This is a genomic window from Candidatus Pseudothioglobus sp. uisw_142, assembly GCF_059512465.1.
This window is the reverse complement of the sequence record NZ_CM183452.1, coordinates 920,924-936,042: the sequence shown is the minus strand read 5'-3', so window position 1 is coordinate 936,042 and position 15,119 is coordinate 920,924. Positions and strand designations below refer to the sequence as shown.

Sequence of the window (15,119 nt, the reverse complement as noted above, 5' to 3'; positions counted from 1 at the left end):
TAATTACTCATCTGCTGGACCGCGCATAATGCCCACTCTTGAATTCCTGATGCATTTTACGAATTGCATGACTTCAGGGCTATCAGACTCTGATGCTTCAAGCTTACTAAGAGCTTGATCCAAAAGCCTTCCCTGAGAGTCCCTATAAACTACCTTAAAGGCTCTTTTAACTGAAGAGATAGAACTCGCACTAAAGCCTCTTCGTTTCATTCCTACAGAATTGATACTTCTAATTTTTGGATGAATCCCTGAAGCAACCATATAATCAGGGATATCTTTGTTAATTTGGGACCCCATTCCTGCATAAGTATGCCTACCAATGTTACAAAATTGTTTCACTAGTGCAAACCCTCCAAGAATAGCCCAATCAGAAATTCTAACATGTCCAGCTAGAGAAGCATTGTTCGACATGATGATATGATTTCCAAGTTGGCAGTCATGAGCAATGTGAACATATGACATCAGCATATTATTTGAACCAATCCTTGTTAAGGAGTTTTCTTTTTCTGTGCCTCTATTAATTGTACAGAACTCCCTTATCAGATTATCATCACCAATTACTAGATTACTTTCTTGACCTTCTTGATAGGTAATATCTTGAGGGTCTCCTCCAATTGATGCAAAAGAATAGATATGATTGTTTTTTCCAATTTTAGTGGGGCCTTCAATTACTGCATGAGAGTCAATAACTGTTCCAGCACCAATTTCAACGTTAGCACCAACTAGGGCATATGCAGATATTATTGCATCCTTATGGATTTTTGCACTCTCATGAATAATAGCTGAGGAATTAATAGGCATTATCAGTTACCTGCTTTTTTTTGTGTGCATAAAATTTCCGCTGATGTGACAAGTTCCCCTTCAACTTTTGCTGTACAATTAAATTTCCACATGCCGCGCTTAACTGTAACAACTTCTGCATGGATTTCAAGCTGATCACCAGGCTCAACAATTCTTTTAAAGCGAACTTTATCGACACCAACCAACATATATATTTGACCAACTTCAGGTCTTCCTACTTCTGATTTAAACGCCAATATTCCAGTTGCTTGAGCCATAGCCTCAATAATTAAAACACCAGGCATGATTGGCTGGTCAGGAAAGTGACCAGTAAATTGTGGCTCATTAAAAGAAATATTTTTAATAGCTGTCAAATTTTTTCCTGATTCAAAGCTTATTACCCGATCAACAAGTAAAAAAGGGTATCGATGAGGTAAAAAATTTTTAACCTCGTTTATATTCATTTCCATAGTATTACCTAATATTCTTTAATTTAATCTTCATAAAAGTGGCAATTTTATCAAGTTTTGTTAGCCATATGCCTACCTTTTTCCATTCTGAATGAAGCATAAGAGGGACAAAACCAGTATATACGCCAGGTTTAGTAATGTCTCTATTGACAGTACTAGTAGCATTTATAACAACATCATCTGAAATCTTTAAGTGCCCAACAATGCCTACCGCACCTCCTATCATGCATCTTTTGCCAATAACTGTTGTTCCAGCTATGCCTGTTTTTGCTGCAATAGCGGTATCTTCACCAATAATAACGTTATGAGCTATGTGAATAAGATTGTCAATCTTTACGCCATCATGAATTTCAGTATCTGAAATAGTACCTCTATCAATCGTAGTATTAGCTCCAATTGATACGTTATTCCCAATTAAAACATTTCCAAGATGAGCAATAGAACTCCATTTTTTATCAGAACCCCTTGCATTACCAAAACCTTCAGAACCAATTACAGCTCCTGGAGAAATTACGCAGTTGCTTCCAATTTGACACCCCCTTTGAATGGTAACATTTGATTCAATTATTGAGTTAGGGCCAATTGTGACATTATTTTCGATTACACAATTAGCTCCAATTGTTGAACTCTTTCCAATCTTGACATTTTTACCAATCAAACTATTTTCTGCAACTTTTGAGCCTGGATAATTTAATTGATGTTCATGATTAAAATCTCCAATATCTTGAGTAATTTTAAATTCATGACTAAGGCTTGAGTAAGCAAGATAAACATCGTCAATTAAGATAAAGTCTCTTGGACAGAACTCTATCAGACTTTTATTGATAATAAAAGCACCGGCTGTTGAATTTATTAAAGATTCTTTATATTTTTTATTAACTGCGTAAGATATTTGACTTGAATCTGCAGAGTCTAAGGCGCCAATACCATGAATTAATTTGGAAGAGTCTCCTTCAATTGAGCCTCCAACTAGCTCAGCAATTTCTTTAAGTGTTAATATCATGGTGAAAGTTTTTCAATTTTTTCTATGATATTTTGAGTTATGTTAACCTTGTCGCTCACGTAGGCAACATCTTTATAAAAAATGAGATCATAGCCTTCCTCTTGAGCGTAAGCATTAATTGTTTGATTGACAAGAGTTTCAATTTCATTAAGAAGATTGATTTTTTTATTATTCATTGTTCTCTGCCAGTATTCAGTTTCTCTCTTGAAGGTATTCTCTAAATTTATAAGCTTAGATAATTCTATTTCATCAACACTGGAATCGCTAGTTTTTTTATTTGATTCAATATTCGCTCTAAGAAGCTCAATGTGTTGAAATAAATCTAATAACTCTTTCTTTTTTGGCTCAAATGAACTAGAGATTAAATCTATACTCTTTTTATATTGAGGAAGATTTACAACAACTTGATTTGTATCAATAAAACCAATTTTAATATTGTCTGCATTTGCTGACAATTGAAAACTGCACAATAAAAATATTAGTAATACCCTCATAGGGTTTTTAGAAGCCAGTTCCTAATGAGAATCCAAAGTCTTCTGTAATATCACCATCTTTTTTAATAATAGGGGTTGAAATAAACGCTCCAATTGACCCTATGGGACTTAAATAAGCAAACCCAAGCCCAGTTGACATTCTAATATCACCAAATTTAATATTTGAGCTACTTTCAAAAATATTACCTGCATCTATAAAGGCACTCATTCTCATCTTTTCATTATTATCAAAAAAGAAAGCAGGAGTTATTAGATTTGCACTTCCAAGTATTGCAATTTCACCACCTTTTGCTTTCCCATTAAGATACAGTGGCCCAAGTGTCTTGTTTCCAAAACCTCTCACTGAACCACTACCTCCTCCAAAATTTCGCTTAAAAAATGGAAGTTTTTTGTCATCATATCCTTTGGAAAGGTTAAAGTTTCCGGTTAGTTTTAGAGTTATAGTTTCATTTACGGGGTTATAACTAGTATGGTCTAAATTAAAATCATAATATTTATAATCACCTATAGGGAGGGAGATGCCAGTAGAAAGTGAATTCTTAATCCCTTCTGTTGGGTACAAATAGTCATTAAGTGTATTCTGACTCCAATTAACATTTATTTTAAATTCATCTTTGTCATTAGATAAACATTGAGATGATTCATAATCTAAGCTAGCAAATAGTGTGCTGCATTTAACATCATTATTTGAATATTCAAACTCAGTATTAATTTTTGTATCATTACTTAGAGGAACACCATATCCAAAGTTAAAACCAGTTGTGTCAACTTCATAAGAGTTCTCAGCAATATCATCATCATTTATTTCACTTTTAAAAGCTCCAAAACTAATACTATGTCCTTCATCATTAAAATTAGGATTCATAAAATAGAAACTAACTCTATTGTAAGATTCTGAAATTTTAAAATTAGCATTAAGAGTATTTCCACTTCCAAATATATTTTTTTCTTGTATGCCAGCTCCAAGCGCTATTCCATAATTATTGCTGTGCGAAACTGAGAAACTTACAGAGCCAGTTTGTGTTTCTTCAAGAGTATATTTGACATTAATTTTGTCAGGCATTCCTTCGACTGGAGAGGTTGAAATATTAACATCAGAAAAATATCCAAGTCTTCTTAATTTTAGAAGAGAGTCCCTTAAAATACTTCTAGAGTATAGGCCTCCCTCTGAAATACCAATTTCTCTTCTTATTACCTCATCCTGAGTTCGGGTGTTTCCTGATATTATAATTCTATTAATGTAAATTTTATTATTAAGTTTAATATTGAAGTTGATGTTTACTGAATTTAAAAAATCCGATGTTACAGGTTTAATTTCTATATATGCATAACCTTTATCTGCATATAAATCTGTTAATGTTTGGATATCTTTGATAATAAGATTACGATTAAATATATCTCCTTCTTTCATAGTTATTTGACTCTCAAGCTCATTTTTGCTAATAACCCCTAATTCCCCATCAAAAGAAATTTTTCCAAGTTGGTATTGGACTCCCTCAAGGATTTCGATATTTATAGAGATTTTCTCTTTCTTATCATCAAGCTCTGATTCGATTTTAAGAATCTCAAAGTCCAAATATCCTGAATCAAAATACTTATTCGTAATTGAATCAATTCCTTTAGTCAAATCATCTTCAGTGAACAAGTTTTTATTAGTAAAAAAACTAAATAAGTTTGATTCACCAATTTTGAATAAGCGAATCAAATCATCTTCAGAAAGCTTAACATTGCCAGAAATTGAAAGTTTGTCAATCTTAGCCCTCTCACCTTGCTGAATAAGTAATTCAATCCCCACTCTATTTTGAGTGTCAGTAGATACATTTTGGTTAATTACGATATTATAGTAACCAGATTCTAAATATTTAGCCACAAGAATTGATATAAAGTCATCAAGTTTATTTTGTGTAAATGGATTGCCAGTAGAAAGATTATTCTTCACAAGCTCCTCATCAAGTAGTTCATTGCTCATCAACATCTTTTCACTCTTAAGCCAACTTGAAATACCTGAGCCAGAATCAAGATTGAAGTCAAAATACTTTATCGTAGGATTCTCTACCAAGGTGATATCTAAATTACCCTGTGTATTAGAAACACTAATGTCAGAGTAAAGGCCAGTTTTAAAAAGTGATTGAATAATTGCATTACTAGTAGTGCTTGAATATTCATCACCAAGTTTGACAGGTAATTCTTTCAATAAGGTGCTTTCAGCATTGTTGTTTAGGCCTATGAATTTAATCTCATTTATTGTATTTGAGTAGGCATTTGTTGTAAAAAATAAGAAAAGAAGAAATAAGGATTTTATTAATTTATTTTTCATTTTTTTTACCTTTAATAATTAAATTTGTTTTTACAAAGATGTTTGGCACATAAAATAAACTCTTAATAAAGTGATTTTAACAAATTAACCTCGCTTGTTGTCAATCTAACAAAAATTAAAATCTTCACTTTAAATAGAAACTTTATGATAATTTTTATTGTTATTGTCCTTTACGCGATTACTGTAATCCCGCCACAATTCTTCTTTATCGACTCCTAAATGAAGCAAATAACTCCAGGAATAGATTCCAGTAGTATGCCCATCACTAAAATGTATAGCAATTGCATAATTGCCCATTGGTACAAGAGATGATATTGACACATCTTGTTTGTTTAACTGCAATGTTTCTTGCCCTGGACCATGACCTCTCACTTCTGCTGAAGGTGAATACACTCTTAAGAATTCACTAGTCAAACCATAATCATCTTCTTTGAAGCTAACAGTGAGTAGTTTTTTATCTTTGCTAAGCGTTATATTATTTGGAGGGGTCATTCTTTTTAATGGAAGATTAATGTTAATAAATTTTAACATAGCAGTAATTGAAAAACTCTTAAGACAAACAGTTAAAATATAATAATGATAAATTTTACAAAAATGCATGGCTTAGGAAATGATTTTGTTATCATGAGCAATCTTGATGGGGATGTTTGTCTTTCTGTTGAAGAAATACGTCAATTGGCTGATCGTCGCTTTGGAATTGGTTTTGACCAACTTCTGATGATTGAATCTGCAACCTCAAAAGTTGCTGATTTTAGATATGTCATATTTAATGCTGATGGCTCTGAAGTAAGTCAGTGTGGGAATGGTGCAAGGTGTTTTGCGCTATATATTCAGAAAAAAAACCTTTCATATAAAAATCCTCTGACCGTTGAGACGAATGCTGGCCGCTTAGTTCTAAATATAAATAGTGATGACACTGTAAAAGTTGATATGGGAGTACCTAATTTTGAGCCTTCTAAAATACCTTTAAACTTAAATCAAGTGTTACCAGAATATAATGTTGAAGGCTATATGATTGGATCACTGGCCATTGGAAATCCACATGCTATTTTGATTCAAGATGAAATTAATGACATTGATGTTATTGCTTCTAAACTTCAGTCTAGTGAGTTATTTCCAGAGGGAGTTAATGTTGGCTTCATGAAAGTCTTAAATAAAAGTGAAATTCAGCTAAGAGTAATAGAGAGAGGGGTTGGGGAGACTCTTGCTTGTGGCTCTGGTGCATGCGCTGCTGTAATTCATGGAGTAAGACAGGGGCTACTGGATTCTAAAGTCATAGTCCATTTGAATGGTGGAGATGCAACTGTAGAGTTTGAAGGAGAGAAGGTCTATTTAACTGGACCTGGTAAGTTTGTTTATGAAGGCTCTGTTAACCTGAGAAGTGGATCTTCTTAGATTTCAACTGAATCCTGCGAAATATAAATATTGTTTGATAAATTGTAAGCTGTAAGCTGTCCGCCCCAGATGCATCCATGGTCTAGAGGGTAAATGTTATTTGTGTCTACATTGTTTAGTGAAGACCAATGCCCAAAAAAGATTTTTTGCTCTTTCAATAAGCGGTTTTTATGAAGAAACCAGGCTTTATAGTCTGTTGGATTTTTATCAACATTGAGTTTATGTTCAAACTCAAGCTCGCCATCTTCCTTGCAAAATCGCATCCTCATCAAGGCATTGATTGTGTAACGACATTTTTCCTCAATAGTAAGAGTTTCTGACCATGAGTGAGGTAAATTACCATACATCTGAGATAAAAATTCACTTGGATTTTTATTTCGAAGTTGGCTGTGAACCATCGCAGCATTATTGATGACATCTGATTGAGACCAGTTTGGTGGAACGCCAGCGTGAACCATTAAGGAGTCCTCATACTCGATTACTAAAGGCCTCTCAATAAGATAATCTAACAAAGTATTTTTATCATTAGCTTCAAGAATATCATAAAAGGTATCTTTTTTATTTGGATGTCTCTCTGTAAGGGCGCAAACTAGTAGATGGAAATCATGGTTTCCTAACACCATGTTTGCGTTATCTTTATTAGAAAGTATAAACCGGAGTGTTTCTAATGAATGAGTTCCACGGTTGACAACATCACCTAAGAAATATAAACGATCTCTATCAATATTAAAGTTAATTTTTTTTAGAAGTGCATTAAGGCTATTAAAGCATCCCTGAACATCACCAATGGCATAATCCATATAACTTTTTAATGCAAGGTATGAGGTTCGCTCAATGTAAATTCAGGGATGTCTGCATCAAACCTTTGGCCTATGTCGCTAATCATTCCATAAGAGCCTTTCATGGTCCCTGTCTCAGTACTAATAATTGCTCCAGAGCTATATTTAAAGCTTTCACCAGGTGATAAATGTGGCTGTTGACCAATAACACCCTCACCAATTACCTCTTCAGTTTCGCCCGATTCGTCTTGAATGAGCCAACGCCTTGTCCTAAGTTGAGCGCCAGTATCACCTTGATTAGTAATCGTAATGGTATAGGCATAGGCATATTGTTTATTAAGGATATCTGATTGATCCGAAAGGTAGGTTACTTCAACATTAATTTCAATTTTGTTTTTCATAATCATTCATAAGAGTTACAAAGTTTTCAACGCTTAACATTTCAGCTCTTTGAGATAGATCAATGTCAGTTTGAGATTGATTTAGAACTAATTTTAAACAATTTTTTAGTGTTTTTCGTCTTTGAGAAAATGCTATTTTAACGATCTCCTCAAGAGGCTTAGAGTCTTGAACGAGCGGCTGTTTTTTAGTTTTTAAATAGAGTATAGCAGATTCAATTTTGGGTTGTGGATCGAAAGATTCTTTAGGCACAACAAACATAAGTTCGGTATCAAAAAAAGTCTGCATAATGACGCTTATCCTTCCATAGACTTTACTTCCAGGAGGGGCTACTATTCGATCTACAACTTCTTTTTGAAGCATAAATGTCATATCAATAATATTATCCCTATAGTTAAGCAAATGAAACAACAAAGGAGATGATATATTGTATGGAAGATTGCCTACAATTCTAACCTTCTGCTTAAATTGATCAAAATTAAAAACCAAAGCATCAGACTCATGAATAGTTATTTTTATATTATTCTTTTTTTTAAGAAGGGCTATTAAGTCTCGATCAATTTCAATGACGTGAATGTTTTCCAAATAATCTATTAATGGGAATGTTAGGGCGCCTTTTCCAGGCCCTATTTCAATGATATGATCATTTTTTTTAGGAGAGATTGTTGAAACAACTTGGTTAATGATCTGATGATCAACTAAAAAATTTTGGCCAAATCTTTTTCGAGGTTTATGAGGCATTACTGCTTAGTTTTTGAAAGAATGACAAGGCGCAGTTAAAACTTCCAAGACTAATATTGCCACTCCCCGCAAGGCCTAGTGCAGTCCCATGATCAACTGAGGTTCTAATAAAAGGAAGACCAAGCGTAATATTGGCTGCATTCTTAAATCCACTTGCTTTTAAAACGGGTAAGCCTTGGTCATGGTACATTGCAAGGACGACATCAATATCTTTTAATGAGTCAACAGTAAAAGCAGTATCTGCTGGAACAGGGCCAGAAAGCCTGAAACCATTTTTACTCAGTGTTTGAATCACGGGCGTTATTGTCTTTATTTCTTCATCTCCAAGATATCCATTTTCACCAGCATGCGGATTAAGTCCACATACTAGAATGCTTGGATTATTAACCCCTAAATATTTAAAATCATTATTAATAATTGAAATCACTTCCGTCAGTGATTCTTTAGTAATATTTTTTGGAACATCTTTGAGTGCTAAATGCGTTGTGGCAAGAGCTACTTTAAGTTTTGCGGTTGCGAGTAGCATGACAGTTTTTGAGCAATTAGATAATTCTGCTAAATATTCTGTATGCCCACTAAATTTTATACCTGCTTGGTTAATTACTGCTTTATTTATTGGGCCTGTTAGAATGCCATCACAAGTCTTATTTAAGCAGTCATGAGTGGCCTGTTTAATGATAGATAGAACATACTCAGCGTTATTTGGGTTAAGCTGTCCAGGCACGGTTTTTTCTTTAGATTTAATTGGAAAAATACTTAATTCACCAGCCTTATTAGTACTGCTCTCTTTGAGAATAAGTGGTAATTTAAGTAATTTAGCCCTTTCAATGAGAGCATCTGGGTCTGCGTAGACCCTTAGATTTTTAGTCCTATCTTTTTGAGCACAAATGATTGCAATATCGGGCCCAATTCCAGATGGTTCGCCTGAAGTAAGTGCAATTGTCATAGGAAAATCAGTTTAATTTATTAATTGTAAATACGGTAAGTGCTGCAACTGCGCCTGAAAGGAACATTCCCCAAAGTATATCTGCTACAACTAGCTTTAAACTAAATATATTCATTGTTGCGTAAACGGTTAAATCATAGGTTCCATAGGTCACTAAGCCAAAAAAAGCACCAATTAAAAACACGTTTAAAAGTGTATTATCTTGATTAGGGTTAATGACAAAAAATATGAGCCCCAGTAAGAAAATCACATAAAAAAGGAGTGCTGGAGGAATTTTGAGCTCCATAAGGGACGATACCTCTTGTTTGTACATAGGCGTCGCCACAAAATAAATCCAAAAAACATCGATGATGAAGAAAAAGATTAGCGCTATAAAGAATGTTTTAATCATAATATTAGTATACTTTTAAAGGTTTAGAGAAAGGTCAATTTTATTTTGTTAAGTTTTATCTAGTTTAGTTAACAAGCTCCCCTTTAGCTTGGAGGTCTGCATGATAGGAGGATCGAACCATTGGACCGCTTGCTACCTGCGAAAAGCCGAGTTCCTCAGCTATAGTTTTGTAGTGTTCAAATTGCTCTGGTGAAATATACTCTTCAACGGCCAAATGATGATGACTAGGTTGCAGATATTGACCAAGAGTAAGCATATCAACTTTATGTTTTCTTAAGTCTTTGAGTACTTCTATGACCTGCTTTTGGGTCTCTCCAACACCGAGCATTAATCCTGACTTAGTTTTGACTGATGGATGTTTTTCTTTAAAGTTTTTAAGTAGCTCCAAAGATTGCTTATAGTCTGAGCCAGGTCTCACTTTAGGATATAAGCTTGGAACGGTCTCTAAATTATGATTAAAAACATCAGGCGGACAATCTTGAAAAATATCTAAGGCTTTTTCAACTCTTCCACGAAAGTCTGGGGTTAGTATTTCAATTTTAACTTTAGGCGTTTTTTGCCTGATAGCGTCGATACATTCTTTAAAGTGCATAGCTCCTCCATCTCTAAGATCATCACGATCTACTGATGTAATGACAACATACTTTAACGCCATTTTAGAAATAGTATCAGCCAAGTGATTTGGTTCACTGGCGTCTAATGGTTTTGGTCTGCCATGAGCAACATCACAAAAGGGACAGCGCCTTGTGCAGATCTGACCCATAATCATAAAGGTTGCCGTTCCATGGTTAAAGCACTCACTGAGGTTGGGGCACTGAGCCTCTTCACAGACCGTGAACAATTCCTGACTTCGAAGGGTACTCTTTAACTCATTAACTTTTTTTGAGTTTGTATGTCGAATTCTTATCCAGCTTGGCTTTTTTAATGGCTTTCTCTCAGAGTCTGGCTTGATCTTGAGCCTGCTGATTTTGGATTCACCTTTTAAGGCTTTAATTTCAAGTTCTTGAGACATAATTTGAAAGATGGCGAGTTAGTTGTTTTTTGATCTCAGATAATTCAAGCGTATTATCCGTTAGATTTGACATCTGGGTAACATTTAAATCCTTGAAACCGCAGGGGTTAATTAGCTTAAATGGAGAGAGATCCATATCAATATTTAAGCTCAATCCATGATATGTTCTTCCATGCCTGACTTTTAGTCCTAACGCTGCAATTTTGGATCCATCAACGTAAACACCCGGAGCACTGCTGACCTTATGAGATGAGATCGAGTACTCTTCAAGTAGATCAATGACTGATTGTTCAATCAAACTGACCATTTTTTTTATACCAATCCCAAGTCTTTTTATGTCAATTAAACAGTAGACAATCAATTGACCTGGAGCGTGATAAGTGATTTGACCACCTCTATCCGATTGAATCACTGAAATATCGGTTTCTTCTAATAGATTTTCAGATCTGCCTGTAAGGCCTTGAGTGAAAACACTTTCATGTTCCAAAAGCCAAATTTCATCAGGAGTGTCAGCATTTCTAGAGTTAGTAAAAGAGATCATTTCTTTCCAGATTGTGGTGTAGTCTTGCAAGCCTTTTTCACGAATTTGAATCATGCTACTTTATAAAAGATAAGAAACTAGAGGGCAGTTTTGAAGGTCTTCATTTATTGAATCAAGCTGTTTTCTACTTGTTGCAATGATTCTAATGGTCACAGAAACATACTTTCCCTTTGAGCTTTTCTTATGCGTGATTTGATTACTATGCAGTTTTCCAACGTATCTTTCAACGATAGCACCAACTGTATCTATTAAATCAGGCTGATTTAGCCCAAAGACTTTTATTGGATAATCACAAGGGAATTTAAAAATGTCTTCATTCATTTCAGTCACAACGTAAATTTTACCCATTAAAGTTACCTGTACATAATTGTTAATAATAAAATATAATTAATATTTTTTATATTAAATAAATTTACCAATGATAGAAGACTTAACTCCCCAAGAATTTCAACAATCGATAGCAGATGAAGGTCATATTCTCATTGACGTTAGAGAAAAATCAGAATTTGATCTTTGCAAGATTAATGGCGCAATTAACATGCCTATGAGCTCCATTACTGAAACTTTTTCTGATCTAGATTTAAGTTTAAGTTATTCTCTTTATTGTCATCATGGAATGCGTTCCATGCAGGTTGCTAATTTTTTATTATCAAAGGGCTTTCAATCTCTTTATAACCTTAGAGGTGGTATTGATGCCTGGTCCAGAGAAGTTGATAATGCTGTTGAAAGGTATTAAGTTTTTCTTGATGCTATCTAATATTAAACTCTTATAGTTTATAAATCCACCAATTAAAATAATATGAATCAAATTGAACAAATGTTTTTGCTTCAAATGCAATTAAACAATCAAACAAATGGCCAAGTATGGATTAAAGGATATACTAAAGAAAACCGACAAATATCTTGGTATAGGGGGATTTACATGGAGGTTGCTGAAGCAATTGACTCGTTTAATTGGAAGCACTGGAAAAATATCGATGATGAGCCCGATTGGGATAATATAAGGGTAGAGCTAGTTGATATTTGGCATTTTGTTATGTCTGAATCGATTCGTATCAACGATCAATCTTATGCCAATAGGCACCTAGATATTAAGGCTAAAGGAGATTATGATACTGATACATTGATATCCTTATTGGAAAAGATGCTGAAATTATCTGTTGTATCTAGTATCGATAAAGAAATAAACAATATTAGGGAGATTACGGATACATTCTTTATCATAATTTCACACTTAGGTATCGATGTTGAAAATTTGTATAAGCGCTATGTTGTCAAAAACCAATTGAATACTTTTAGACAGCAAAATGGCTATAAAGATGGCTCATATATAAAGATTTGGGGGGGTGTTGAAGACAATGTAGTTGCTTTTGATATTATGAATATGAATCCTAAAATTACCCCAACTGAACTTTATGATAAGCTGGATTCTGCTTACTCTAAACTCTAGATGGCTACTGAACATATAAAACTAACTGAATTCAGCCATGGCGCTGGATGTGGCTGCAAGATTTCACCAAAACTTTTAAAAGAAATTTTAGGAACTAAACTAGATAGCTTGGTCGATTCAAATTTATTAGTAGGGCATGAATCAAGTGATGATGCTGCTGTTTATGATCTAGGGGATGGTAGGGCACTCATAAGTACTACTGATTTCTTTATGCCAATTGTGGATGATCCTTTTGATTTTGGAATGATTGCTGGTAGTAATGCATTAAGTGATGTTTATGCGATGGGTGGTAAACCCTTAATGGCTATTTCAATCTTTGGATGGCCCATAAATATGCTTTCCACTGATGTTGGTGCAAAAGTCATTGATGGCGGCCGAGAGATATGCAGGCAGGCAGGAATTTCTCTTGCTGGAGGCCATAGCATTGACTCACCAGAGCCAATTTTTGGTCTTTCAGTGTCCGGAATTGTAGAAATTAAAAACTTAAAAAGAAATATTGGTGCAAAGGTTAATGACACCTTGTTTTTGACTAAGCCATTAGGAATTGGTATTTTATCGACTGCGCAAAAAAAGAAGATTGTGAGTGCCAATGATCATGCTACTGCAGTCAAACAAATGTGCACTTTGAATGATATTGGTTATAAATTAGCTACGATCCATGGGGTTAATGCAGTTACAGATGTTACAGGTTTTGGTTTAGGCGGCCATCTCCTAGAGGTTTGTAAAGGAAGCAATACATCTGCAGAGATAATTTTCGATACGCTTCCATTGCTTCCAAATATTTTGAAATATATTGAAAATGATTGTGTTCCTGGAGGCACGCAAAGAAACTTTGATAGTTATGGAGAACAGATCAGCAGAATATCAAATCTTGAAAAATCAATTATTTGCGATCCTCAAACCAGTGGTGGTCTCCTAGTTTCTGTTTCAAATGATGCTTTAGAAGAATTTGAGAAGCTTATGGAGTTAAATGGACTTCATTTAAATCCTATTGGAAAAATCACTCAAAAGAATGCTGAGTCTCAAACAATCATTTTGAAATGAGCAATCTCGAAGAAATTGATAATTTTTCCAAAATCTTTAAAGCCAATCTCCCTTTACTAGATGTAAGAGCCCCAATCGAGTTCTCTGGAGGCTCTTTCCCTCAAGCGGAGAACTTTCCCTTAATGAATGATAGTGAAAGACATCAAATTGGCATTTGTTACAAAGAAAAAGGTCAAAATTCAGCTATTCAACTTGGTCATGAGTTAATCAATGGAAAATTAAAACAAGAAAGAGTTGAGAAGTGGCTTGATTTTGTTAGTAAGAACCCAAAAGGGGCACTTTATTGTTTTAGGGGTGGCTTACGCTCAAAGATAACTCAAGAGTGGATTTATGAGGAATCTGGGGTCTCTTACCCAAGAATTAAGGGTGGATACAAGGCCCTAAGATCATTTCTTCTGTATGAAATGGTTAGAATTACAAATAATAAAGAGTTTATTGTGATTGGGGGCCAAACTGGCTGTGGAAAGACAATACTATTGAATGAGATTGATAATAGTATTGATTTAGAGGGTCTTGCCAACCATAGAGGATCTGCATTTGGGAATAACGTATCACCTCAACCCAAGCAAATTGATTTTGAAAATAATTTAAGTATTGAATTAATTAAAAAAGAGTCTTTTAGTCAATTGTTAATTGAAGATGAGGGTAACAATATTGGAATGATTCATATTCCTGATTCCATCAAATTAAAATCACGTGACTCTAAAATTATTTTATTGACTGCTTCACTTGAGGATAGATTGCGAATTAGTTTAAAAAGTTATGTTGTCGATATGGAAAGACAATTTAAAGCAATAAATTCAGAAAAAGGTTTTGAAAATTTTTCAAACTATTGGCTTATGAGCCTATATAAAATCCAGAAGAGGCTAGGTGGTGATAGATATCAATCACTCTTAACTCAGTTAAAGTTAGCCCTTAAAAATCATCAAAATAATGCTGATATCAGTGATTATTTACCGCTCATTGAATCACTTTTAGTTGACTATTACGACCCCATGTATAATTTTCAAATAAACAATAAAAAACAAAGAGTTATATTTGAAGGAAATTGCAAAGAAGTGAAAAAATTTTTAGAAAAGAATTAAATCTTTGTTGTTATTTTTATGTCAGAAACTGGCCTTGATTGGCAGGCTAAGATTTCACCCTGAGATAATGGTACAAGACACTCTTGATGAACTACATCACCTTTAACAAGTTTTAAAATACAGCTGCCACAATGACCCTGTCTACAGCTATGATTAACTAAGACGTTGTTTGCCTCAAGTTCAGTGAGTATAGAATCTTCTCCATAGACATAGAGCGACTCTGTTTTTCCATTAATATTATCGACATCAATTTTGAACATTTGATGCTAAGC

20 protein-coding genes are annotated in these 15,119 nt (G+C 34.2%); 5 read left to right on the top strand and 15 right to left on the bottom strand.

The features are described 5' to 3' along the window. Positions 1-3: 3 nt before the first annotated feature. The 6 genes from lpxA to AC5YGB_RS04800 all read right to left on the bottom strand — a co-directional run bounded on the left by lpxA (position 4) and on the right by AC5YGB_RS04800 (position 5,556). On the bottom strand, positions 4-801 hold the full coding sequence (gene lpxA / locus AC5YGB_RS04825) for an acyl-ACP--UDP-N-acetylglucosamine O-acyltransferase (RefSeq protein WP_496136782.1): 798 nt from the start codon (positions 799-801) through the stop codon (positions 4-6). Between the two features lie 2 nt (positions 802-803). Then, on the bottom strand, positions 804-1,250 hold the full coding sequence (gene fabZ / locus AC5YGB_RS04820) for a 3-hydroxyacyl-ACP dehydratase FabZ (protein ID WP_496136781.1): 447 nt from the start codon (positions 1,248-1,250) through the stop codon (positions 804-806). 4 nt (positions 1,251-1,254) lie between these two features. Continuing rightward, a complete protein-coding gene (gene lpxD / locus AC5YGB_RS04815) occupies positions 1,255-2,253 on the bottom strand; it encodes a UDP-3-O-(3-hydroxymyristoyl)glucosamine N-acyltransferase (RefSeq protein WP_496136780.1) in 999 nt (332 codons plus the stop codon). Next, positions 2,250-2,708: an OmpH family outer membrane protein gene (locus AC5YGB_RS04810; RefSeq protein ID WP_496136779.1), complete on the bottom strand. Its 459-nt coding sequence runs from the start codon at positions 2,706-2,708 to the stop codon at positions 2,250-2,252. The genes lpxD and AC5YGB_RS04810 overlap by 4 nt, the downstream gene beginning before the upstream one ends. A 46-nt stretch (positions 2,709-2,754) precedes the next feature. After that, positions 2,755-5,064 carry an outer membrane protein assembly factor BamA gene (gene bamA, locus AC5YGB_RS04805; protein WP_496136778.1) on the bottom strand — a complete coding sequence of 770 codons (2,310 nt, stop codon included), beginning with the start codon at positions 5,062-5,064 and terminating at the stop codon, positions 2,755-2,757. Positions 5,065-5,193: 129 nt separating this feature from the next. Continuing rightward, positions 5,194-5,556, bottom strand: coding sequence for a gamma-butyrobetaine hydroxylase-like domain-containing protein (locus tag AC5YGB_RS04800; RefSeq protein WP_496138017.1), 363 nt, complete (start codon positions 5,554-5,556; stop codon positions 5,194-5,196). Between the two features lie 84 nt (positions 5,557-5,640). Between AC5YGB_RS04800 and dapF the strand changes: the two genes are divergently transcribed. Next, entirely contained in the window at positions 5,641-6,459 is an 819-nt protein-coding gene (gene dapF, locus AC5YGB_RS04795) for a diaminopimelate epimerase (protein ID WP_496136777.1), read from the top strand. On the opposite strand, the gene AC5YGB_RS04790 is transcribed toward dapF, so the two are convergent. The 8 genes from AC5YGB_RS04790 to AC5YGB_RS04755 all read right to left on the bottom strand — a co-directional run bounded on the left by AC5YGB_RS04790 (position 6,456) and on the right by AC5YGB_RS04755 (position 11,616). Then, the gene (locus tag AC5YGB_RS04790; RefSeq protein ID WP_496136776.1) at positions 6,456-7,259 is read right to left on the bottom strand and encodes a symmetrical bis(5'-nucleosyl)-tetraphosphatase; all 804 of its coding nucleotides are present in this window, start codon (positions 7,257-7,259) and stop codon (positions 6,456-6,458) included. The two genes, dapF and AC5YGB_RS04790, sit on opposite strands and share 4 nt — an antisense overlap. Positions 7,260-7,267: 8 nt before the next feature. Beyond that, positions 7,268-7,645: a Co2+/Mg2+ efflux facilitator ApaG/CorD gene (gene apaG / locus AC5YGB_RS04785; protein WP_020025433.1), complete on the bottom strand. Its 378-nt coding sequence runs from the start codon at positions 7,643-7,645 to the stop codon at positions 7,268-7,270. Further along, positions 7,623-8,378, bottom strand: a complete 756-nt coding sequence (rsmA, locus tag AC5YGB_RS04780; protein ID WP_496136775.1) for a 16S rRNA (adenine(1518)-N(6)/adenine(1519)-N(6))-dimethyltransferase RsmA — start codon at positions 8,376-8,378, stop codon at positions 7,623-7,625. The genes apaG and rsmA overlap by 23 nt, the downstream gene beginning before the upstream one ends. After that, on the bottom strand, positions 8,368-9,324 hold the full coding sequence (gene pdxA, locus AC5YGB_RS04775) for a 4-hydroxythreonine-4-phosphate dehydrogenase PdxA (RefSeq protein WP_496136774.1): 957 nt from the start codon (positions 9,322-9,324) through the stop codon (positions 8,368-8,370). The genes rsmA and pdxA overlap by 11 nt, the downstream gene beginning before the upstream one ends. A gap of 7 nt (positions 9,325-9,331) precedes the next feature. After that, the gene (locus tag AC5YGB_RS04770; protein WP_496136773.1) at positions 9,332-9,715 is read right to left on the bottom strand and encodes a DUF2177 family protein; all 384 of its coding nucleotides are present in this window, start codon (positions 9,713-9,715) and stop codon (positions 9,332-9,334) included. 64 nt (positions 9,716-9,779) lie between these two features. Then, a complete protein-coding gene (gene lipA / locus AC5YGB_RS04765; RefSeq protein WP_496136772.1) occupies positions 9,780-10,727 on the bottom strand; it encodes a lipoyl synthase in 948 nt (315 codons plus the stop codon). Further along, the gene (lipB, locus tag AC5YGB_RS04760; RefSeq protein WP_496136771.1) at positions 10,711-11,322 is read right to left on the bottom strand and encodes a lipoyl(octanoyl) transferase LipB; all 612 of its coding nucleotides are present in this window, start codon (positions 11,320-11,322) and stop codon (positions 10,711-10,713) included. Before lipB ends, lipA begins: the two co-directional genes overlap by 17 nt. Positions 11,323-11,328: 6 nt before the next feature. Continuing rightward, positions 11,329-11,616 (bottom strand): DUF493 family protein, encoded by a 288-nt coding sequence (locus tag AC5YGB_RS04755; protein ID WP_496136770.1) that lies wholly within the window; start codon positions 11,614-11,616, stop codon positions 11,329-11,331. 70 nt (positions 11,617-11,686) lie between these two features. Here AC5YGB_RS04755 and AC5YGB_RS04750 point away from each other — a divergent pair, with 70 nt between their 5' ends. The 4 genes from AC5YGB_RS04750 (at position 11,687) to mnmH (ending at position 14,847) form a co-directional block, all read left to right on the top strand. After that, positions 11,687-12,004 (top strand): rhodanese-like domain-containing protein, encoded by a 318-nt coding sequence (locus tag AC5YGB_RS04750; protein ID WP_496136769.1) that lies wholly within the window; start codon positions 11,687-11,689, stop codon positions 12,002-12,004. A gap of 63 nt (positions 12,005-12,067) precedes the next feature. After that, positions 12,068-12,718, top strand: coding sequence for a dUTP diphosphatase (locus tag AC5YGB_RS04745; RefSeq protein WP_496136768.1), 651 nt, complete (start codon positions 12,068-12,070; stop codon positions 12,716-12,718). Beyond that, entirely contained in the window at positions 12,719-13,762 is a 1,044-nt protein-coding gene (gene selD / locus AC5YGB_RS04740) for a selenide, water dikinase SelD (RefSeq protein ID WP_496136767.1), read from the top strand. Continuing rightward, the gene (gene mnmH / locus AC5YGB_RS04735) at positions 13,759-14,847 is read left to right on the top strand and encodes a tRNA 2-selenouridine(34) synthase MnmH (RefSeq protein ID WP_496136766.1); all 1,089 of its coding nucleotides are present in this window, start codon (positions 13,759-13,761) and stop codon (positions 14,845-14,847) included. The genes selD and mnmH overlap by 4 nt, the downstream gene beginning before the upstream one ends. Here mnmH and AC5YGB_RS04730 read toward each other — a convergent pair. Further along, a complete protein-coding gene (locus AC5YGB_RS04730) occupies positions 14,844-15,107 on the bottom strand; it encodes a 2Fe-2S iron-sulfur cluster-binding protein (protein ID WP_020024353.1) in 264 nt (87 codons plus the stop codon). The two genes, mnmH and AC5YGB_RS04730, sit on opposite strands and share 4 nt — an antisense overlap. Positions 15,108-15,119: the final 12 nt, after the last annotated feature.